Origin of the sequence: Streptomyces cyaneus, from assembly GCF_004028635.1 — a bacterium.
Lineage (GTDB): Bacteria > Actinomycetota > Actinomycetes > Streptomycetales > Streptomycetaceae > Streptomyces > Streptomyces cyaneus.
The window spans coordinates 677,386-698,423 of sequence record NZ_RQJW01000005.1 but is presented as its reverse complement, the minus strand read 5'-3'; the positions used below and the strand labels follow the sequence as shown (position 1 = coordinate 698,423).

19 protein-coding genes are annotated in these 21,038 nt (G+C 70.2%); 2 read left to right on the top strand and 17 right to left on the bottom strand.

Annotated features, from left to right (window positions below):
- Positions 1-52: 52 nt before the first annotated feature.
- The 3 genes from EHO50_RS21865 to EHO50_RS21850 form a co-directional block, all read right to left on the bottom strand.
- Positions 53-1,621: an FAD-binding oxidoreductase gene (locus EHO50_RS21865; RefSeq protein WP_128432365.1), complete on the bottom strand. Its 1,569-nt coding sequence runs from the start codon at positions 1,619-1,621 to the stop codon at positions 53-55.
- Positions 1,622-2,219: 598 nt separating this feature from the next.
- A complete protein-coding gene (locus EHO50_RS21855; protein ID WP_128432360.1) occupies positions 2,220-3,218 on the bottom strand; it encodes an inorganic phosphate transporter in 999 nt (332 codons plus the stop codon).
- Between the two features lie 9 nt (positions 3,219-3,227).
- A complete protein-coding gene (locus tag EHO50_RS21850; RefSeq protein ID WP_128432358.1) occupies positions 3,228-3,848 on the bottom strand; it encodes a DUF47 domain-containing protein in 621 nt (206 codons plus the stop codon).
- 236 nt (positions 3,849-4,084) lie between these two features.
- On the opposite strand from EHO50_RS21850, the gene EHO50_RS21845 reads away from it, so the two are divergent.
- On the top strand, positions 4,085-4,450 hold the full coding sequence (locus EHO50_RS21845) for a metal-sensitive transcriptional regulator (RefSeq protein ID WP_128432356.1): 366 nt from the start codon (positions 4,085-4,087) through the stop codon (positions 4,448-4,450).
- A 60-nt stretch (positions 4,451-4,510) separates the two neighbouring features.
- On the opposite strand, the gene EHO50_RS44075 is transcribed toward EHO50_RS21845, so the two are convergent.
- The 14 genes from EHO50_RS44075 to mshD all read right to left on the bottom strand — a co-directional run bounded on the left by EHO50_RS44075 (position 4,511) and on the right by mshD (position 19,008).
- Positions 4,511-4,687, bottom strand: coding sequence for a hypothetical protein (locus tag EHO50_RS44075; RefSeq protein WP_164904899.1), 177 nt, complete (start codon positions 4,685-4,687; stop codon positions 4,511-4,513).
- A gap of 110 nt (positions 4,688-4,797) precedes the next feature.
- The gene (locus EHO50_RS21840; RefSeq protein ID WP_128432353.1) at positions 4,798-5,637 is read right to left on the bottom strand and encodes an SCO4651 family lipoprotein; all 840 of its coding nucleotides are present in this window, start codon (positions 5,635-5,637) and stop codon (positions 4,798-4,800) included.
- 466 nt (positions 5,638-6,103) lie between these two features.
- Positions 6,104-6,880, bottom strand: a complete 777-nt coding sequence (pstB, locus tag EHO50_RS21830) for a phosphate ABC transporter ATP-binding protein PstB (RefSeq protein ID WP_128432347.1) — start codon at positions 6,878-6,880, stop codon at positions 6,104-6,106.
- Between the two features lie 49 nt (positions 6,881-6,929).
- Positions 6,930-7,994, bottom strand: a complete 1,065-nt coding sequence (gene pstA, locus EHO50_RS21825) for a phosphate ABC transporter permease PstA (RefSeq protein ID WP_128432344.1) — start codon at positions 7,992-7,994, stop codon at positions 6,930-6,932.
- Positions 7,991-8,995, bottom strand: a complete 1,005-nt coding sequence (gene pstC / locus EHO50_RS21820; protein ID WP_128432342.1) for a phosphate ABC transporter permease subunit PstC — start codon at positions 8,993-8,995, stop codon at positions 7,991-7,993. The genes pstA and pstC overlap by 4 nt, the downstream gene beginning before the upstream one ends.
- Positions 8,996-9,129: 134 nt before the next feature.
- Positions 9,130-10,260 carry a phosphate ABC transporter substrate-binding protein PstS gene (gene pstS / locus EHO50_RS21815; protein ID WP_181449670.1) on the bottom strand — a complete coding sequence of 377 codons (1,131 nt, stop codon included), beginning with the start codon at positions 10,258-10,260 and terminating at the stop codon, positions 9,130-9,132.
- Positions 10,261-10,508: 248 nt separating this feature from the next.
- On the bottom strand, positions 10,509-10,937 hold the full coding sequence (locus tag EHO50_RS21810; protein WP_128432336.1) for an NUDIX hydrolase: 429 nt from the start codon (positions 10,935-10,937) through the stop codon (positions 10,509-10,511).
- A gap of 66 nt (positions 10,938-11,003) precedes the next feature.
- Complete coding sequence (locus tag EHO50_RS21805; RefSeq protein WP_181449669.1) at positions 11,004-12,278, bottom strand: CHAD domain-containing protein; 1,275 nt, start codon at positions 12,276-12,278, stop codon at positions 11,004-11,006.
- The gene (locus tag EHO50_RS21800; protein WP_128432334.1) at positions 12,259-14,631 is read right to left on the bottom strand and encodes an RNA degradosome polyphosphate kinase; all 2,373 of its coding nucleotides are present in this window, start codon (positions 14,629-14,631) and stop codon (positions 12,259-12,261) included. Before EHO50_RS21800 ends, EHO50_RS21805 begins: the two co-directional genes overlap by 20 nt.
- 161 nt (positions 14,632-14,792) lie before the next feature.
- Positions 14,793-15,710 (bottom strand): hypothetical protein, encoded by a 918-nt coding sequence (locus EHO50_RS21795; RefSeq protein ID WP_128432331.1) that lies wholly within the window; start codon positions 15,708-15,710, stop codon positions 14,793-14,795.
- On the bottom strand, positions 15,707-16,711 hold the full coding sequence (locus EHO50_RS21790; RefSeq protein WP_128432328.1) for an ABC transporter permease: 1,005 nt from the start codon (positions 16,709-16,711) through the stop codon (positions 15,707-15,709). The genes EHO50_RS21795 and EHO50_RS21790 overlap by 4 nt, the downstream gene beginning before the upstream one ends.
- Positions 16,708-17,595: an ABC transporter ATP-binding protein gene (locus tag EHO50_RS21785; protein WP_128432326.1), complete on the bottom strand. Its 888-nt coding sequence runs from the start codon at positions 17,593-17,595 to the stop codon at positions 16,708-16,710. Before EHO50_RS21785 ends, EHO50_RS21790 begins: the two co-directional genes overlap by 4 nt.
- On the bottom strand, positions 17,592-17,978 hold the full coding sequence (locus EHO50_RS21780; protein WP_128432324.1) for a GntR family transcriptional regulator: 387 nt from the start codon (positions 17,976-17,978) through the stop codon (positions 17,592-17,594). Before EHO50_RS21780 ends, EHO50_RS21785 begins: the two co-directional genes overlap by 4 nt.
- A gap of 103 nt (positions 17,979-18,081) precedes the next feature.
- Positions 18,082-19,008, bottom strand: coding sequence for a mycothiol synthase (gene mshD, locus EHO50_RS21775; RefSeq protein ID WP_128432321.1), 927 nt, complete (start codon positions 19,006-19,008; stop codon positions 18,082-18,084).
- A gap of 181 nt (positions 19,009-19,189) precedes the next feature.
- On the opposite strand from mshD, the gene EHO50_RS21770 reads away from it, so the two are divergent.
- Positions 19,190-21,013, top strand: coding sequence for a bifunctional metallophosphatase/5'-nucleotidase (locus EHO50_RS21770; protein ID WP_128432319.1), 1,824 nt, complete (start codon positions 19,190-19,192; stop codon positions 21,011-21,013).
- The last annotated feature ends 25 nt before the right edge of the window (positions 21,014-21,038 follow it).

Below are 21,038 nucleotides of genomic sequence, written 5' to 3'. Positions count from 1 at the left end.
TCCCTGTTCCTCGTCCTCGTTCCTCGTTCCTTGTTCCTTGCGCTTGTAGCGGCTACAGCGCCTGCGGGTACGTGAAGAAACCCTGCGGGTCGTACTGCTTCTTCAGCCTCGTCAGGCGCGTTGCCGCGTCCCCGTAGTACGCCTTGCGCCAGTCCCTCAGGGTCGGGTCGGTGTAGTTCTGGTACGCGGCGCCCGAGGCGTACGGCCGCATCGCGTCGTGGGCCGACTTCAGCCAGGCCTGGGCCGTGGTGCCCGTCGTGCCGGCGCGCCAGGAGGCGATGTACTGGGCCAGCATGCGCGAGCGGCGGTGCACGAAGGCCGTCGCCGTGGGGGAGACGCGGTTGACGGCCCCGCCGAGGGCCGTGAGGGCGATGCTGCCGGAGCCGCCGCGGACCGACTGCATCTGCTTCAGCAGGGTCTGGATGCCCGCGGAGGAGAGGGAGCGGTCGAAGAAGTCCGACTTCGCCGTGTACGTCTCGCGGCCCAGGGCGCCCTGGGGGGAGCGGCCCGGGGTGGAGCCGGGGAGGTGGCACATCGCGTCCGTCTCGAAGGACGAGCAGCCGGCGTACAGCTCCATCGACTCCTCGTACGAGCGGCGCCTGAGGGCGACGTTGCTCGCGGGGCCGGGGCCGCCGGGGCGGTCGGCCAGGCGGTCCACCGCGTTCTGGAGTTCGCGGTAGGTGCCGAGGGAGAACGCGGCGACGGAGATGGTCGGGGTGCCGCCCGCGTGGTTCGAGATGCTCAGGGCCGACCAGATCTCGTCGGGCTGGGTCGGGCCCCACTCCTGCCAGGCCTTGATCAGCGCGGTCGCCTTCGACCAGGGCCAGGTCATGTATGCCGTTACGGCCTGGGGGGCGGGGTGGGTCTTGAAGTGCAGTTCCGTCACGACGCCGAAGTTGCCGTTGCCGGCGCCGCGCAGGGCCCAGAAGAGGTCCTTGTTGGTGGTGGCGTTGGCGGTGAGCTGCTTGCCGTCGGCGGTTATCAGGGTGGCCTGGGTGAGGCTGTCGCAGGTCAGGCCGTAGGCGCGGGAGGTGACGCCGTGGCCGCCGCCGAGGGTGAGGCCGGAGACGCCGACGGTGGGGCAGGAGCCGGCGGGGATGGTGACGCCCTTTGCGGCGAGGGCTCGGTAGACGTCGATGAGCTTGGAGCCGGCGCCGACGACCGCGGTGTTGCCCGAGGCTCGGATGCGGTTGAGCTTGGAGACGTCGATGATCAGGCGGTTGTTGCCGGAGGACCAGCCGGCGTAGGAGTGGCCGCCGTTGCGGATGGCTACGTGGAGGTTGTGGGCTCGGGCGTAGGCGAGGGTGGTGCGGATGTCGTCGGGGTGGGCGACGTAGGCGACTGCGGCGGGCTTCAGGGCGTCGAAGCGGGTGTTGTAGAGCTGGTGGGCCGATTTCCAGTCGGCGTCGCCCGGGCGGATGAGGGGGCCGTCGAGGTCTTGGGCGAGGGCGGTCCAGTTGGCGGGGGCGGTGGAGGATCGAGTGGCGGTGGTTTCTGTGCGGGTGGCTGTGCCTGTGCCTGTGCCTGCGCCCGCGTCTGTGTCTGCGTTGCCCTTGCAGGCGGTTGCTGCCAGGGCGGTGAGGGCTGCCGCGCCGCTGCCGATGAAGGTACGTCGTTCCATGTCGCCTCCTGGGAGTTACGTGGAACGAGACGGGGTGGTGGGGGGCGGGGTTCCATGGTGCGGGTGGTCGTTCGTGTGCGGGGCTGGGGATTCTCGCCCCCGCCGCCCCTACCCGTCCCGTCCTTGAAGGGGCTCCGCCCCTTCGACCCCGCCAGGGGGCGTAGCCCCCTGGACCCCCATCGGCCCTGAACGGGCCTCGTCCTCAAACGCCGGACGGGCTGGATGATGCCGGCCGGCGCCGGGAAGTAGCCGCCGCCGCAGTGAGGCAGAGCCCCCCGCGGGTGGGTGGGGGCTAGGGATGGCGGAGCTCGTCCTCAAACGCCGGACGGGCTGAAATGCACGGGCCGGCGCCGGGAAGTGACCGCTGCCGCAGTGAGGCAGAGCCCTCAGCGGGTGGGTGGGGGATCGGGATGGCCGTGCTCGTCCTCGAACACCGGACGGGCTGAAATGCCGGGACCGGCACCAGGAAATGACCGCCGCCGCCGCGAGGCAGAGCCCCTAGAGGGCGGGTGGGGGATCGGGATGGCAGAGCTCGTCCTCGAACGCCGGACGGGCTGGATGAGGCCGACCGGCGCACCATGAGGCGAAGCCCCGGCGTCTACAAGAACGCCAGATGCACAACCCCGAACGCCGCCGCTGCCACCGCCGCCGCTGCCGGCATGGTGATGAACCAACCCAGGACGATGTTCTTGGCCACGCCCCACCGCACGGCGTTCACCCGCTTTGTGGCGCCGACGCCCATGATCGCGGAGGTGATGACGTGGGTCGTGGAGATGGGGGCCTTGAAAAGGAAGGCTGTGGTGAACATGATCGACGCGCCGGTCGTCTCCGCGGCGAAGCCCTGTGGGGGGTCGAGTTCGATGATCTTGCGGCCGAGGGTGCGCATGATGCGCCAGCCGCCGGCGTAGGTGCCGAGGGACAGCATCACGGCGCACACGATCTTGACCCAGACCGGGATGGGGTCGCCGTAGTCCTCGACGTCGGCGATGACCAGGGCCATGACGACGATGCCCATCGTCTTCTGGGCGTCCTGAAGGCCGTGCCCGAGTGCCATGCCGGCGGCCGAGACCGTCTGGGCTATACGGAAGCCGCGCTTGGCCTTGTGCGGATTGGCGCGGCGGAAGATCCACATGATGGCCGTCATGACCAAGTAGCCGGCGCACAGGCCGACGATCGGTGAGACGAACATCGGGATGACGATCTTCTCCAGTACGCCGTGCCAGTACACCGTTGTTCCGCCGGCCAGCGCCGCTCCCACCATGCCGCCGAACAGGGCGTGGGAGGAGGACGACGGCAGGCCGAAGTACCAGGTGACGAGGTTCCAGGTGATCGCGCCCACCAGGGCGGCGAAGAGAATGCCCATTCCCTTCGAGCCCTCGGGTGTCTGAATCAGGCCCTCACTGACCGTCTTGGCCACGCCCGAACCCAGAAAGGCACCGCCGAGATTCATCACCGCGGCCATCGCCAGCGCGGCCCGCGGTGTCAGCGCGCGCGTCGACACGGAGGTGGCGATCGCGTTCGCGGAGTCGTGGAAGCCGTTGGTGTACGTGAAGAAGAGCGCGACTCCGATGGTCGCGACCAGCGCAAAGGTGTCCATGGGTGGGTCTCAGGACTCCTTGACGGCGATGGTCTCCACCGTGTTCGCCACATGCTCGAAGGCGTCCGCCGCTTCCTCCAGGACGTCGACGATCTGCTTGAGCTTCAGGACCTCGATCGCGTCGTACTTGCCGTTGAAGAGGTGGGCCAGGAGCTTGCGGTGTATCTGGTCGGCCTGGTTCTCGAGGCGGTTGACCTCGATCCAGTACTCGGTGAGGTTGTCCATCGTGCGCAGGTTCGGCATCGCCTCGGCCGTCAGCTCGGCCGCGCGCGACAGCACCTCGATCTGCTGCTCGACGCCCTTGGGCAGTTCCTCGACGTTATAGAGGACGACCAGGTCGACGGCCTCCTCCATGAAGTCCATGATGTCGTCGAGGCACGACGCGAGGTTGTAGATGTCCTCGCGGTCGAACGGCGTGATGAACGAGGAGTTCAGCTGGTGGAAGATCGCGTGTGTGGCGTCGTCACCTGCGTGTTCTGCGGCCCGCATACGCTCTGCGATCTCGGCCCGGCCGGCGGTGTCCGCCCCGAGCAGTTCCATCAGGAGCTTCGAGCCCGTGACGATGTTGTCCGCGGATGCGGCGAACATGTCGTAGAAGCTCGTCTCCCGGGGGGTCAGACGAAATCGCACGTGGGGTCCTCAAGAAGCATCGGTTTCGGTCAGGCTGATGCTAGGCGCATCATCCGGCCACGGCTATTGGGCCGTCCCCCAGTGTCGCCCATCAGACACAGTGGTCGGGACGGGGGCTGCCCAGTGGTCCAGTCCAACGGCCGTTCGCGGCGTCGGCCACAGGCCCTATACCCAGCAAAGTTCGGTACGATATACCCAGTAGGGGTATATGAAGCGGTTTACGTCTGGAGGGCGCGATGACGACCACCGAGGCCGGCGCGGGTGCGACCTCCGAGGCGGAGGGCACAGCCGCCGCCGTCGTGACGGACCACGATCGCGGCATCCATGGCTACCACAAGCAGAAGGACGAGCACCTCAAGCGCCTGCGCCGGATCGAGGGGCAGATCCGTGGGCTGCAGCGGATGGTCGACGAGGACGTCTACTGCATCGACATACTCACGCAGGTGTCCGCCTCCACCAAGGCCCTGCAGTCCTTCGCCCTGCAACTGCTGGAGGAGCACCTCCGCCACTGCGTCGCCGACGCGGCCCTCAAGGGCGGTGCGGAGATCGACGCCAAGGTAGAAGAGGCGACGAAGGCGATCGGGCGGCTGCTGCGGACCTGAGGCCGAGGGCGGTCGGGGCCTGAGGCCGACGGTTGGGGGCCTGGGAGTGGCTGAGAATGGTCACTCGTGGGAGGCGTCCCGTTCCTCCGCGACTCTCAGCACCTCGTCGATGCTCTCCAGGCTGAGCCGGTCCTCGCGGGCGGTCGACGCCGCGATGATCAGCTCTCCGCACAGCTCGATCTCGGCGAGGGCGATGTGGTCCTGAACTGCCGTACCGCCGACCGGAGCCACGTGCATCACCTCTTCTCTGCCGTTACCGACTTCCTAGAGTAGGGAGCGGCCTACACGCCGCGCATGGCACGGACGGGCTAGTTCTTGACGTCCGTCACGCACGTATGCGCCGCCCCTCACTCCTCGGCGATCTTGCCCGCGTAGATGTCGTCGTCGTCCGGCAGCCGTACGTCGGCGGGGGTCCCGAAGTCGTACAGCAAGGTCGTCGAGGCCACGGCGACGGCGTTGTTCTGCTGTCCGTTGACGAAGCTGAACCGGTGCCTGACCTTGCGGATCCGGCCGGAGTCGTCGAGGTAGACGTCGAACGGCACCTGATCCGTGGCGAACCCTTTCGCCGCTGCCGCCAGGGGCTCCTTGTTTCCCTCGGACGCGTCCTGAGCGGCAATCCCCAGGTCAGCCGTCCCCCGGTAATGCCGTACCGGCGTACCGGCGATCTCGTCCTCGCCCACATACGTCGCCGTCCGCGCCCCACGCAGCACCTCGGCGGCGGCGAACGGGTCGGTGGCCCCGCCGGTGACGAGGTTGCCGTCGGAGAGGGACCGGGTGTCGACGCGCACCCATTTGTCGGCGGGTACGCCGGCGCCGCGGTTCTTCATGAACAGGGCGCCGGGAGCGAGGAGTTCCATGATCGGCCGGTGGTCGGGGGTGCCGGCGGGATCCTGCGGCAGCAGGACCTTCAGCTGCCCGATCTGCTTGCGGAAGTCGTACACGCCCTCGCCGCGGATGGTGACGCGGGTGCCGCCGGTGGCCATCTCCATGGAGGTGCGGGCCTTGGAGCTCCGGGCGCCGACGAGCGCGTCGGCGGCGCTCCGCACGGTTTGCACGGCCTCGCCCTCGCGCGCGTCCTCGGCGGCGGCGCCGAGCTCCGCGCACCCGCTGCCCGCCAGACAGACACACAGGACCCCAGCCGCAACGCCCGCCCCGCGCCTCCGCTTGTGCTGCTGCCGCTCCGTCATCGCCTGCCTACCCCCAGCCGGTACGTCCGTCACGGGCCCCTCGTCGTTCCGGTTAACGACGGGTAGGTGCCCTCGTCACGCACGCGGGGGCGTGGCGCTTATTTGCCTTGGGTAACGTTGTCGGTGTGGCGCAGAAGGACGGACCGACCTCTTCCCCAAATCCCGGCGACCCCTTGGCCCACCGAACGACAACGGTGGAGAAGGGCCCTTTCTGCACAGCCCAGTGCAGCTGCGGCTGGCGGGGGCCGGCGAGACGCGCGCGGAGCCTGGCGCGCACGGACGCGGAAGGGCATGTGAGGGGGTAGGGCATCTGCGGGGGTAGGGCATGTGCCCTCCGCCACGGACATGTGCCTTCCATACACAGATACGGGCCCGCCCCCCGGGAGCCAGGGGGCGGGCCCTTTATCTGCCTCGCGGTGGCACCGCCATGCAGCACCGCGAGGGGTTTGTGTCGCCGGGGGTCGGATCAGCCGAAGCGGCCGGAGATGTAGTCCTCCGTGGCCTGGACCGACGGGTTGGAGAAGATGCGCTCCGTGTCGTCGATCTCGATCAGCTTGCCGGGTTGGCCGACGGCGGCGAGGTTGAAGAAGGCCGTGCGGTCCGAGACACGCGCCGCCTGCTGCATGTTGTGCGTCACGATGACGATCGTGAAGCGTTCCTTCAGTTCGCCGATCAGGTCCTCGATGGCGAGCGTGGAGATCGGGTCCAGGGCCGAGCAGGGCTCGTCCATCAGCAGGACCTTGGGCTCCACCGCGATCGCCCGCGCGATGCACAGACGCTGCTGCTGACCGCCGGAGAGGCCCGAGCCGGGCTTGTTCAGGCGGTCCTTCACCTCGTTCCAGAGGTTCGCGCCCTTGAGGGACTTCTCGACTATCTCGTCCAGCTGCGCCTTCTTGTACTTGCCGTTGAGGCGCAGGCCGGCCGCGACGTTGTCGTAGACGGACATGGTGGGGAAGGGGTTCGGCCGCTGGAAGACCATGCCGACCTCACGCCGTACGGCCACCGGGTCGATGCCGGCGCCGTAGAGGTTCTCGTCGTCGAGCAGCACCTTGCCCTCGACGCGGCCGCCCGGGGTGACCTCGTGCATCCGGTTGAGGGTGCGCAGGAAGGTGGACTTGCCGCAGCCGGAGGGGCCGATGAAGGCGGTGACGGAACGGGGCTCGACGGTCATCGAGATGTCCTCGACGGCCAGGAAGGAACCGTAATAGGCGTTGAGGCCGCTGACATCAATGCGCTTGGCCATGTGAATCACAACTTCTTTCGAGGGGGTTTCGGGTCGCTGATTGGCCGCGTCAGCGGCCCGTCTTCGGTGCCTTCCAGCGGGCGATACCGCGAGCCACCAGGTTGAGGATCATGATGAAGGCGATCAGCACCAGTGCCGCCGCCCATGCACGGTCGTACGCCGGACCCAGACCACCACTGTTCGCGAACTGCAGGTAGATGTAAACCGGCAGCGAACCCTGCGGGTCCTTGAACGGGTTGCTGTTGATGAAGTTCGTCACCCACACCAGCAGCAGCAGCGGAGCGGTCTCACCGGTGATACGCGCGACCGCGAGCATCACGCCGGTGGTGATACCGCCGATGGAGGTCGGCAGGACCACCTTGAGGATGGTGCGCCACTTCGGCACGCCCAGCGCCAGCGAGGCCTCGCGCAGCTCGTTCGGGACGAGCTTGAGCATCTCCTCGGTGGAGCGGACGACCACCGGCAGCATCAGGATGGACAGGGCCATCGAGCCGGCGAAGCCGGAGTAGCCCATGCCCAGGATCACGATCCACAGGCTGAGGATGAACAGACCCGCGACGATCGACGGGATACCCGTCATGACGTCGACGAAGAAGGTGATGGCCCTCGAGAGCTTGCCGCGGCCGTACTCGACCAGGTAGATGGCGGTCAGCACACCGATCGGCACGGAGATCACGGTGGCGATGCCGACCTGCTCCAGGGTGCCGAGGAGGGCGTGGTAGATACCGCCGCCGGGCTCGGTGTCGGAGACGACGCCCATCGAGTGGCTGAGGAAGTAGCCGTCGAGGACCTTCACACCGCGCTTGATCGTCTCGTAGATGAGCGATGCCAGCGGGATCACGGCGAGCAGGAACGCGACCCAGATCAGGCTGGTGGCGATGCGGTCCTTGGCCTGCCGGCGTCCTTCGACGCGTGCGGAGATGCCGTAGGAGCCGATGACGAACAGCGCCGCGGCGATCAGGGCCCACTGGATGCTGCTGTCCAGCCCGGCGGCCGCGCTGATGCCGAGGCCGAGGGCGACCGAGCCCGCGGCGACGGCCCAGGCGAACCACTTGGGCAGGGTGGCGCCCTTCAGGCTGCTCGGGCGCTTGTCGGAGAGAGTTGCGTTGCTCATGCGTTGGCCCCCGAGAACTCCTTGCGCCGCTCGATGATGATGCGGGCGGTGCCGTTGACCAGCAGGGTGATGACGAAGAGCACCAGACCGGAGGCGATGAGCGCGTCACGGCCGTTCTCGGTGGCCTCGTTGAACTTGCTGGCGATGTTCTGGGCGAAGGTGCCGCCGCCCGGGTCGAGCAGGCTGGCGTTGATGTCGAAGGTCGGCGACAGGACCATGGCGACCGCCATCGTCTCGCCGAGCGCGCGGCCGAGGCCCAGCATCGACGCGGAGATGACACCGGAGCGGCCGTAGGGCAGGACCGACATCCGGATGACCTCCCAGCGCGTGGCGCCGAGGGCCAGGGCGGCCTCCTCGTGCATCTGCGGCACCTGGCGGAAGACCTCGCGGCTCACGTTGGTGATGATCGGCAGGATCATGATCGCGAGCAGGATGCCGACGGTGAGCAGCGCGCGCGGGGCGCCGCCGCTCCACTCGAAGATGCCGGTCCAGCCGAGGTACTCGTCCAGCCAGCCGTACAGTCCGACCAGGTTCGGCACCAGGACGAGGGCGCCCCACAGGCCGTAGACGATGGACGGCACGGCGGCGAGCAGGTCGATCACGTACGCGATGGGGCCGCCGAGCTTGCGTGGGGCGTAGTGCGTGATGAACAGGGCGATGCCGATGGAGACCGGGACCGCGATGGCCAGCGCGATGATCGACGACACGACGGTGCCGAAGGCCAGGACGGCAATGCCGAAGACCGGCGGTTCGCCGGTGGGGTTCCACTCGAAGGTGGTGAAGAAGTTGGCCTCGTCCTCGCTGATCGCGTTGAAGGCGCGAAGGCTGAGGAAGACGGCGATGGCCGCCATGACCACCAGCAGGAAGATGCCGGATCCACGGGAGAGCGCGAGGAAGATGCGGTCTCCGGGGCGGGTGGCGCCGCGGGCGGCGCGCTTCTGCTCGGTTGTCGGCGGCTCGGGGGTGGGGGGCGCTGGGGCCTTGGGTGTCGATATATCCATTTCGGGTTCTCCGGTCTGCGGAGCCGTCGGGGCTGACAGCTCTGAAGCGGAGCCTTCGCGGGTGAGCGGTGGCTCCTGGCGGCGGTGCACCGGACGGTGCGGCCCGCTCCGGTGGGGAGCGGGCCGCACTCAGGTCAGCTCAGGCCCGAGACGGTGCTGCGGACCTTGGTGATGATCTCGTCGGGGACCGGCGCGTAGCCGGCCTCGGACAGCAGACCCTGGCCGTCCTCGGAGGAGATGTAGGAGAGGAAGGACTTCACGGCCGGCAGGGTCTCCGCCTTGTTGCCCTTGTCGCAGACGATCTCGTACGTGACCAGGGTGATCGGGTAGGCACCCTCGGCCTTCGGCGTGTAGTTCAGCTCCAGCGCCAGGTCCTTGCCCGTGCCGACGACCTTGGCCTCGGAGATGGACTTGGTGGCGTTCTCGGTGGTGGCCTCGACCGGGTTGGCGGCACCCGTCTTGATCTGGACGGCCTTCATGCCGCCCTTCACGTACGAGAGCTCCATGTAGGAGATCGCACCCGCGGTCTGGCTCACCTGCTGGGCCACGCCGGAGGAGCCGGAGGCGGACTGGCCGCCCTTGGCCTCCCACGACTTGCTGTGCTCGTACTTCCAGTCGTTCGGGGCGGCGGCGCCCAGGTACTTGCCGAAGTTGTCCGTGGTGCCGGACTCGTCCGAGCGGTGGAAGGCCTGGATCTTGAGGTCGGGAAGCTTCGCGTCGGGGTTCAGCTTCTTGATCGCCGCGTCGTTCCAGTTGGTGATCTTGCTGTCGAAGATCTTGGCGAGCGTCGGGGCGTCCAGGACGAGCTTGTCGACACCCGGGACGTTGTAGCCGACGCCGATCGGGCCGACGACCATGGGCAGGTCGATGGCCTGGCCGCCGCCCGTGCAGGCGGTCTTCTTCGACTCGGTGATCTCCTCGGCCTCCAGCGCGGAGTCCGAACCGGCGAACGCGGTCTGGCCCTGGAGGAAGGCGGTGACGCCGGCGCCCGAACCCGTCGGGTTGTAGTTGAGCTGCACGCTCTTGCAGGCCGCGGTGTACTGCTTGACCCAGGCGTCGACCGCGTTCTTCTGCGCGGACGAGCCGGAGGCCTGCAGCTGGCCACTGGCGTCGCCACAGTCGATGTTGCCGGCCTTGGCGGTCGACGTGGAGTCGCCGCCGGTGTTCCCGGTGTCGTCGGAGCCGCACGCCGTGAGGGCCAGGGCGCCGGAGACGGCGAGAGCGCCGAGAGCGAGTGCCCGCCGGTTCTTGCGCTGAAGCTTCACTTGAGGGAGTTCCTTCCAGGAGCCGCCGTCCTGAATTCGGCGGCGTGCGAAGAATGGTTGATGCGGGCCAGGCCCCCCGTGGGCGCGGTCCGTCATCGTGCAAGGCCGAAATTAGGCAGGACAGGTGAAGCCGCCGAAGGGCGTAAATGAACGAGGGGTGAACCCCTGGGGACGGTGCGGTGAGGTCACGGAACGCTCACGTTGAGGACACGGGTGCATTCCGAGGCTTTGTGTGAAGTTGCGCCGGACTATGCCAGGCGCAGCGACTGCAGCAGGGCGTCCACGAGGTCGCGGTCCCTCGGCTGGGTCAGACGGCCCCGCGCGGCCGTGGGGGAGAGCCACAGCAGGCGGTCCACCTCGTCGCTCGGGGCGAATGTGCCGGGGCCGGCCTCGGCCGCCCAGTAGCGGACCTCCTTGGGGCGGCCGTTCGCCTGGTACCTGAGCGTCGGCAGCGCGGCGCCCGGCTCCGCGGAGTGCCCTGTCTCCTCCGCGACCTCGCGCAGGGCTCCGGCGAGGGGGTCCTCGCCGCGCTTCAGCTTGCCCTTGGGGTGGGACCAGTCGTCGTACTTCGGCCGGTGGATCAGGCATATCTCCAGCTCACCGTCTACCGGCGATCGGCGCCACAGGACGCAGCCCGCCGCGTGGACGGTGGAGGTGAGGTCGTTTGCGTGAGTCACCGGGGTATGCCTCCTTCAGGGGATGCCCACCGTCTGATCAGGCTTCAGGGGATGCCCACCGTCCGATCAGGGCGTGCCTACCGTCTGGATCTGCCAGGACTGCTGGAACGCGAACCGCGCCGCCTCCACCTCGTGCCGCTGGTCGGCGTGGAGCACGCCGAGGGCGTAGGCCGTCGCCGGGGCGATACGGGGGGTGCGGGCCGCCTGGGCCGCTGCTGCCGCCGCCTCGGAGGCGTCACGGTGCCGGTTGAGGGCCTGGCCGGCCGTGAGCAGCCGTACGTCCACCGAGGTGTCGTCGCCGTCGAGGACCTCGCGGGCGTAGCGGTGCAGGCGCAGCAGCAGGCGGACCTGGTGCCAGGGCGCGTCCTGCGGGTGCGGGGCCGGGTCCGGGGAGAGGCCGTGGATCAGGGCCTCCGCGTTGTAGGGGTGGCCGGCGGTCACCAGGGGCAGCGCTCCCACCGCGTCACTGAGGCGCTCCTCGGCGGCGGCCGCGAGGGGACGCAGGTCGCCGGTGGCCGCGGCCGGGGTGAGGGGGACCTCGCTGGCCAGTACGGCGATGTTGTCGGCGACTGCGTGAAAGCGGCTGCTTCCGAGGGCCTGGAGGGCGGTGCTGTGCGCGCGGGTCCGGGCGAGGGTGAGCTGGCGTTCGAGCAGGGCGCCTGCTTTGGCCGCGCCCACGGTGAGGTTGCCGCGCTCCGGGGCGGCCGCCGGGTGGGTCGGGGGGCCGGCGTGCGGTGGCGCCGCTTTCGGCGGGACGGGCGCCGCCCCGGCGGCACGGCTGCCCGCAGCCACGTGGGCGCGACCGGCTGCGCCTGCGGATGCGGCTGCGCCCGCACGGCCGGTGGCGGTCGCGTCGGCATGGCCGCTCGCCGCCGTGTCCGTCAGCCTGCTCGCGCCGCTCGCGCCCGCAGTGCCGGGCAGGCCGGCCGCGCCCGTCTGCGTCGGCAGCGGCGTGGCCCCGGACAGGCGGTGCAGGGCCAGCAGCAGGCGTTCCAGGCGGGCCGCGTAGGCGTGTTCCATCGCCAGCGTTCCCGAGAGCCAGGCCAGCTCGGGGCGGATGGCCTCCGACCAGTCGGCGTCCAGCAGGGGGCGGAACGTGTGCAGGCTGGCGCTGATGCGGCGGGCCGAGCGGCGCAGGGCCCGGGCCGCGTCGACGGCCACCGCCGAGCCGTTGTCCCCCAGTCTCGAATCCGCTCGACCGGGGGCGCCCCCACCGGTCTCCCGGTGCAGGCGCAGGGCTCGGAGGAACTCCGTGGCCTGGGCGCGCAGGTAGCCCGCGAGGGCGTCCCCCGCCACAGTCCCGGCCGTGGGGTCCGTCGGATCAAGGTGTTGCTGTGCCACGCCGGCGCCTCCGGGCGTCTATGAGCATCTCCTGGACGTTGCGCAGGGGCTGGCCGTCCGCGTCCATCGCGTACCGGGTCCACTCGCCGTCCGGACCGAGGTGCCAGGACGCGGTGGTGTCGGACATACCGGTCTCCATGAGCCGGTTCAGCGCGGCGCGGTGGGCCGGGTCGGTGACCCTGACCAGGGCTTCTATACGACGGTCGAGATTGCGGTGCATCATGTCGGCGCTGCCGATCCACACCTCGGGTTCGCCGCCGTTGCCGAAGGCGAAGACCCGGGAGTGCTCGAGGAAGCGGCCGAGGACCGAGCGGACGCGGATGTTCTCCGACAGTCCCGTCACGCCCGGGCGGATCGCGCAGATGCCGCGGACCCAGATGTCGACCGGCACGCCCGCCTGGGACGCGCCGTAGCAGGCGTCGATGAGTGCCTCGTCGACGATCGAGTTGACCTTGATGCGGACGTAGGCGGGACGTCCGGCACGGTGGTGCTGGACCTCCTTGTTGATCCGCGAGATCAGGCCGTCGCGCAGGGACTTGGGGGCCACGAGCAGGCGACGGTACGTCTCTCGGCGCGAGTAGCCCGAGAGGCGGTTGAACAGGTCGGACAGGTCCGCGCCGACCTGCGGGTCGGCCGTGAGCAGGCCCAGGTCCTCGTAGAGCCGGGCCGTCTTCGGGTGGTAGTTGCCGGTGCCGACGTGGCTGTAGCGCCGTAGTGTCTCGCCCTCCTGGCGGACCACCAGCGACAGCTTGCAGTGGGTCTTCAGGCCGACGAGGCCGTACACGACATGGCAGCCGGCCTCCTCCAGCTTGCGCGCCCACTTGATGTTGGCGTGCTCGTCGAAGCGGGCCTTGATCTCGACCAGCACGAGGACCTGCTTGCCGGCCTCGGCGGCGTCGATGAGCGCGTTGACTATGGGGGAGTCGCCGGAGGTGCGGTACAGGGTCTGCTTGATCGCGAGGACGTCCGGGTCGTCGGCCGCCTGCTCCAGGAACGCCTGCACCGAGGTGGAGAAGGAGTCGTACGGGTGGTGCAGGAGGACGTCCCGGTTGCGCAGGGCCGCGAAGATGTCGGGCGCGGACGCCGACTCGACCTCGGCGAGATCGCGATGGGTGCCCGCGACGAACTTCGGGTACTTCAGCTCGGGCCGGTCGACGGAGGCGATGCGGAAGAGGCCCGTGAGGTCCAGGGGGCCGGTGAGCGGGTAGACCTCGGCCTCGCTGATCTTCAGCTCGCGCACCAGCAGGTCCAGGACCTCCTGGTTGATGTTCTCCTCGACCTCCAGGCGCACCGGCGGCCCGAAGCGGCGCCGCATGAGCTCCTTCTCCAGGGCCTGGAGCAGGTTCTCGGCGTCGTCCTCCTCGACCTCCAGGTCCTCGTTGCGGGTGACCCGGAACGCGTGGTGCTCCAGCACCTCCATGCCCGGGAACAGCTCCTCCAGGTGGGCGCCGATGACGTCCTCCAGCGGGACGAACCGGCCGGGGGAGGCCTCCAGGAAGCGGGAGAGCAGCGGCGGCACCTTGACGCGGGCGAAGTGCGGGGTGCCGGTGACGGGGTTGCGGACCCGTACGGCCAGGTTCAGGGAGAGCCCGGAGATGTACGGGAAGGGGTGCGCCGGGTCGACCGCCAGCGGGGTCAGGACCGGGAAGATCTGGTGCCGGAACAGGGTGAACAGGCGGGCCTGCTCCTTCTCCTGCAGCTCGCTCCAGCGGACCAGGTGGATGCCTTCCTCCGCGAGGGAGGGGGCGACGTCCTCGTGGTAGCAGGCGGCGTGCCGGGCCATCAGCTCGCGGGAGCGGGCCCAGATCATCTCCAGGACCTCACGGGGCTGCAGGCCGGACGCGGACCGGGTGGCGACACCGGTCGCTATGCGGCGCTTCAGTCCGGCCACGCGGACCATGAAGAACTCGTCCAGGTTGCTGGCGAAGATCGCCAGGAAGTTCGCCCGTTCGAGGAGCGGTGTGTTCGGGTCCTCGGCGAGTTCGAGGACGCGCTCGTTGAACGCGAGCCAGCTGCGTTCCCGGTCCAGGAAGCGTCCCTGGGGCAGCTGGACGCCGTCCAGCTCGGTGACCTCGTACGCGTCGAGGTCGGCATCGATGTCGGGTTCCAGATCGGAGACCACCGCCGAGACCGTGTGGGGGCGGTGCGCGGCGATGGAGCCCACGGAGGGCTGTGCGTGCTGGACCGTTGCCTGGGCGTTCGTGGACTGGCTCATATGCCCATTGTTCCGCGTGGCGAGGCTTATGGGCGCGTCGGACAGCACGGGTGGGAGCGTGGCGGGGAGGCGTCGTGCGTCCCCGTTCCTCGCGCTCCCTCCCGGGGGCGGCGCAGGCTCTGGCACGGCGGGCGTCATTGGCTGAGCGTCGCAAGTCCGTCTGAACCAATGGTTACGGAGACATGGCGTGTGGGATATCGGGGGGCGGCTCGCGGGCGTCTGCGTGACGGGGCGTCGGTCCGAGCCGCACGTCCCTCCCCCCCGTGGAGGGACGTGCGGGCCGGAGGTTCGGTACGCCGTCAGGCGGTACGGCGGCGCAGCAGCCGGAAGGCGGCGAGCGTCGCCACGGCGGCCACGGCGAGAAGAATGCCGGTCTCGACGTACTGGAGCGGCCAGAAGTGGGACTGGGGGTGGTACATCGCCCGGGTCGCCCCGGTGGGGCCGGGCCAGCTCATCGCCCAGACCGAGCGCGGCAGCTCGAAGCCGCCCGCGTCGGCGCGGATGACCTTGGGCCAGAGGTCCCCGCGGTAGCGCTCCAGCACGGTGTAGAGGAGCAGCGCGGCCGCGAAGCCCAGCCCGGCGGCGGGCAGTGCCCGGCGGAGCAGCAGTCCGGCGAGCGTGCCGAGGGCGAGGCCGGCCAGAGCGTAGGCGACGGCCACCGGGCCGATGCCGGCGAACTGGTCGGGTCCGTACCAGTCCCCGACGAGGTTCGGGTTGTCGTCCGTGCGGGCCCAGAGGTTCAGCAGCAGGACGGCACCGGTTCCGGCGGTGAGCAGGGCGGCCGGGACCGCGAGCTTGGCTGCCAGCCATCGGGCCGGGGTGACCGACTGGGTCCAGGCGAGCCGGGCGGTGCCGCTCTCCAGCTCCCGGCCGATCAGCGCCCCGCCCGCCCAGGCGGCCACGGGGAAGATCACGTAGCACAGGGCCGTGGTGACCAGGGCGATGCCGTCGGAGTAGAGGTCGTCGACGGTGATCGCCTCGACCGAGGCGCAGGAGGGGAGGCCGTCGTGGGCGGGCTCGGCGCACGGGACGTTTCCCCGGCGGGCGTCGTCCGCGATCGTGTGCATCCAGATCAGGCCCGCCGTCGCGGCGGTCAGGGTGAGCCCCCAGAAGACCAGGGCCGTGCGGTGCACCCGCAGGACGGCCCAGACCAGGCCGCGCGGCCCCCGTGAGGTGAGGCCGGCCGGGGCTGTCGTGGCGGTGAGTGTGGTGGTCATGCGGCGGCTCCGGTGCGGCGGTTCAGCAGCCGGAAGGCGAGCAGGACCGCCAGTGCGGCGACGGCGAGGACGATGCCGGTCTCCACGAGTTGCAGGGGCCAGAAGTGGGAGGCCGGGTGGTAGTCGCGGTAGAAGCCCACGATGTCGTGCTCGGCGAGGCACTTGGCGTTGTCGACGCAGATGGGGTCCGGGACGCGGGCGCCGGTGGAGGTGAGCGCGCCCTCGCCGACGACCATGCCGATGAACTCGGGGTACTCGTTCTTGTCGGTGAGCGTCTCGACCGGCCACAGGTACGGGCGCAGGGCGCCGAGCGCGGCCGCGAGGATCGCGAGGCCCACGACCGCCGTGCCGAGCGCGGCCAGGGCCCGGCGCTGGAGCAGGCCCGCGAGGACGCCGACGGTGAGGCCGAGGAGGGCGTAGGCGGTGGCGAGGGTGCCGTTGGCCTCGAAGGTGGCGCCCTGGTACCAGGCCCGCGAGCCGCCCGTGAGCCGCAGCGCACCGTCCACCGAGAAGACCATGCGGTGCACCAGAGTGAGCACGAGGGTGCCGGAGACGAGCAGGGCGGCCGGGACGGCGAGTTTGGCGGCCAGCCAGCGGGCCGGTGACACGGACTGGGTCCAGGCCAACTGGGCGGTCCCGCTCTCCAGTTCGCGCCCGATGAGCGCGGCGCCCGCCCAGGCGGCGGTGAGGAAGGGCGCGAGGGCGAGGACTCCGGAGCCGAGGGCGATTGCGGCGTCGTACCGGCCGTAGGCGGCACCGGCACCCATGTCGCAGGTCAGGCCACCCGGTGACACGGCATCGCAGCCCGCCTTCCGGAACTCGGCCCACGCGGCGTCCGCCCCCGGACCGTACGCCCACAGCAGTGCTCCCGCTCCGACGGCCACCAGCATCACCCAGAACCACAGCGCCGAGCGGTGCAGTCGCAGCATCGTCCAGAGCAGGCCGCGCGGTCCGCGGGTGGGCGTGGCGGCGGTGGACGTCTCGAGGGTCACGGCGGTCATACGGCGGCCTCCTGCGGGGTGTCGAGCCGCAGGGCCGGGGCCTCGGGGGCGCGCAGGTGGGCCAGGACCAGCTCCTCCAGGGTGGGGGCGGTGGTCTGCCAGCCGTCGCCGAGGGGGCCGTCGGGGCGTACGAGTGCGGTGAGTTGGCGTCCCGTGGTGCGGGACTCGACCACGGTGTGCGGGGCGAGGGAGGCGTCGGCCCGGCCGGTGACCAGCTTGTGCGCGGCGAGCAGGTCGTCCAGCGGGCCGGCGAGGCGGACCCGGCCGGCGCCGAGCAGCAGGAGGTGGTCGCAGGCGCCGTCCAGCTCGGCGACGACGTGCGAGGACATGACAACCGTGGTGCCGTGCTCGGCCGCGTCGGCCATGAGCGTGGCCATCAGCTGGTGCCGGGCGAGCGGGTCGAGGTCGGCCATCGGCTCGTCCAGGAGCAGCAGTTCGGGGCGCTTGCCGAGGGCGAGGGCGAGCGCGACGCGGGTGCGCTGGCCGCCGGAGAGCGTGCGGATCTTGGCGTCCGGGGCGAGGTCGCCCTCGGCGACGATCCGCTCGGCGACGCGGTCGTCCCAGCGGCGGGGGTTCAGCTCGCGGCCGAGGCGCAGGGTGTCGGCGACGGTGAGCTGGGGGTGCAGGGGCTTGTCCTGGGCGACGTACGCGAGTCGCTCGCGGGCCGCCGCCGGGGTCTGGCCGAGGACGGTGATCGTGCCGTCGGTGGGGCGCAGCAGTCCGGCGGCGAGGGAGAGCAGGGTCGACTTGCCCGCGCCGTTCGGTCCGACGACGGCGCAGACGCGGCCTGCCGGGAGCCGGAAGGTGCAGCCGTCCAGCGCCGGCCCCCGGCGCCGCCCGAACCTCTTGCTCAGCGCGGCCGCCTCGATGGCGGTCTCGGTCATGACTCGTCCCCCTTGAAGTGCGTGTCCAGTACAGAAGTGAAGAGCGCGTCCACGTCGTCGCGCTCCAGGCCGGCCTCGCGGGCCCGTACGGCCCACGCGTCCAGTTCGGTGCGCAGCGGCGAGTCGGCCGGCGCGGTGTTCAGTCCGCGTCGCACGAACGTGCCGAGTCCCCGCCGTGCCTCGACCAGGCCCTCGCGTTCCAGTTCGCGGTAGGCCTTGAGGACGGTGTTGGGGTTGATGGCGGTGGCCTCGACGACCTCACGGGCCGTCGGCAGCTTGTCCCCCGGCTCCAACAGGCCCAGGCGCAGGGCCTGTTTGGTCTGCTGGACGATCTGCACGTAGGTGGCGACGCCGGAGCGCCGGTCGATGCGGTACTCGACCATCCGTTCCACCACCCTTTCACTAATTGAGTAGTGAAAGGGTGGTGCAAAAGAAGGGGCGGCGTCAAGGTCACCGCCCCTTCTGGGAGTTATATGCGGTTTGGTGTCACGTCTCCGCCCGGTACATGAGGTCCGTCTCGTACGTCACGAACCCCAGCCGCTCGTACACCGACACCGCCGCCTTGTTGTCGGCGTCGACGTAGAGCATGGCCGTGGGCAGCCCCTGCCCGGCCAGATGCCGCAGGCCGATCGTCGTCAGGGCCTTGCCCAGGCCGCCGCCCTGCGCGCCCGGTCGCACACCGAGGACGTACACCTCGCCCAGCCGTTGCTCCGCGTGGACCTTCGTCCAGTGGAAGCCGACGAGCTCGCCCTCGCGCTCGGCCAGGAAGAACCCCGCCGGGTCGAACCACGGCTCGGCCTTGCGGTCGTCGAGGTCGCGCTGGGTGAGGGAGCCCTGCTCGGGGTGGTGGGCGAAGGCGGCGGCGTTCGCGGCGAGCCAGGCCGCGTCGTCCTGGCCGGGCACGAAGGTGCGGACCGTCACGCCCTCGGGGAGCACCGGGTCCGGCAGTTTCAGGTCCGCCAAAGAGCGGCGCATTTGGCGCAGTTCGCGGAACAGGGTGAGGCCGAGCACCTGGGAGAGATGCCGGGCGGCGGCGTGGCCGCCGTGGGCCCACACCCGCAGCCGCTTGCCGGACGCGGCGAGGAGGGCCGAGCCGAGCGCGCGGCCGTGACCGTGGCCGCGGTGCGAGGGGTGGACGACCAGCTCGGCGGCCGGGGCCTCCACCGGGTCGGTGTCCTCCAGCTGGGCGTAACCGACGAGTTCGTCGGCGACGGTCAGCAGCAGATGCGACACGCCTTCGCGCTCACCGCCGCGCAGCTGCAGTCGGCCCTGCTCGGACACCGCCTGCTGCCCGTCGTTCCGGGCGGCCTCCGCGAGCAGTTCGAGTACGGCCTCGGTCTGCTCCGGGGAGAGCGCGGAGTGGGTCTCGATGGAACGGGTCGGGAGGGGGTGTGCGGCGTCGTCGCTGGTCATGCGTACGAGGGTAAGGGGCGGCTCCGGCAAAGTCCCGGCACAGAAGCAACCCAGCTGTAACCAGGAACCCCCTGTCGCGCTACGCGCGTTGACTCTAGGCTGCCGCCCGACGGGGCCATGTCACTCACGACTCACGGGTTATTCAGGACTCGTGGGTCATTCACGACTCACAGGGGGGCGCATGCCAGCCACATCCCACGACCAGCACCGCCGCAGACGCCGTACGTACGCACTCGTCGCGGCCGCCGCGTCCCTCGCCACCGCGGGCGCGCTGGCCGCGGCGCTTCCCGCGACGGCGACGACGACGGCGGGGGAGAGCTCCGCGAAGCACGGGGGCGGGTACGGCTACAGCCGCTACCAGGACGTGCAGCTGCTGTCCTTCAACGACCTGCACGGCAACCTGGAGCCGCCGGCCGGTTCCTCCGGGCGGGTCACCGAGCTCCAGGCGGACGGCACGACGAAGACCATCGACGCGGGCGGCGTGGAGTACCTCGCCACCCACCTGCGCCAGGCCCGCGAGGGCAACAAGTACTCCATCACCGCGGCCGGCGGTGACATGGTCGGCGCCTCCCCGCTGATCTCGGGCCTCTTCCACGACGAGCCCACCATCGAGGCGCTGAACAAGCTCGACCTGGACGTCACCTCGGTCGGCAACCACGAGTTCGACGAGGGCGCCAAGGAACTGGCCCGGCTGCAGAAGGGCGGCTGCCACCCGACGGCCGGCTGCTACACGGACGAGGAGTTCGCGGGCGCCGACTTCCCCTACCTCGCCGCGAACGTCCTCGACGAGAAGACCGGCAAGCCGATCCTCAAGCCCTACTGGGTGTGGAAGAAGAACGGTGTCAAGGTCGGGTTCATCGGCGTGACCCTGGAGGACACGCCGGGGGTCGTCTCCGCGGACGGCGTCAAGGGCCTGAAGTTCAAGGACGAGGTCGAGACGATCAACAAGTACGCGCGCGTGCTCCAGGCGCAGGGCGTGAAGTCGATCGTGGCGCTCATCCACGAGGGCGGCCTGCCGGCCTCCGGCGCGTACAACTACAACTGCGACTCCCCGGGCGCCGGTGACGGCATCTCCGGCCCGATCGTCGACATCGCCAAGAACATCACGCCGCAGGTGGACGCGCTGGTCACCGGCCACACGCACGCCGCGTACGTCTGCACCGTCCCCGACCCGTCGGGCAAGCCCCGCATGGTCACCTCGGCCGCGTCCTTCGGCCGCCTCTACACGGACACGACGCTGACGTACGACCGCTTCACCGGCGACATCGCCCGTACGTCGGTGAAGTCGGCGAACCACGTGGTCACCCGGACGGTCGCCAAGGCGCCCGACATGACCGAGCTGATCAGCAAGTGGAACACCCTCGCGGCGCCCATCGGCAACCGCGCGATCGGCTACATATCCGCCGACATCCCCAACACCGGCACCGAGTCCCCGATCGGCGACCTGATCGCGGACGCGCAGCTGGCGCACGGCAAGGAGCTGGACCCGGAGACGGACCTGGCGCTGATGAACCCGGGCGGCGTCCGGGCGCCGCTGACCTACGCGGCCAAGGGCAGCGAGGGCGACGGTGTGGTGACGTACGCCGAGGGCTTCACCGTGCAGCCGTTCTCCAACACCGTGAACCTCCAGGACTTCACCGGCGCGCAGCTGATCCAGGTGCTCAAGGAGCAGGTGAGCGGGACGAACGCGGCGGCGCCGAAGGTCCTCCAGGTCTCGTCGGGTCTGACGTACACGCTGGACCTGACGAAGTCGGGTGCGGACCGGGTGGTGACCGACTCGATCAAGCTGAACGGTGAGGCGATCAACCCGACGGCCACCTACCGCGTCGCCACGAACAGCTTCCTCGCGGGCGGCGGCGACGGCTTCCCGACGCTGGGCCAGGGCACGAACGACCTGGTCGGCGGGGACGACCTGACGGCGCTGGAGAAGTACCTGACGGCCAACTCCTCGGCGACCAACCCGATCGCGCCGCCGGCGGCGAAGCGGATCACGGTCGTGAGCTAGACAGCACGCGCGCGTCAAGCGCGGG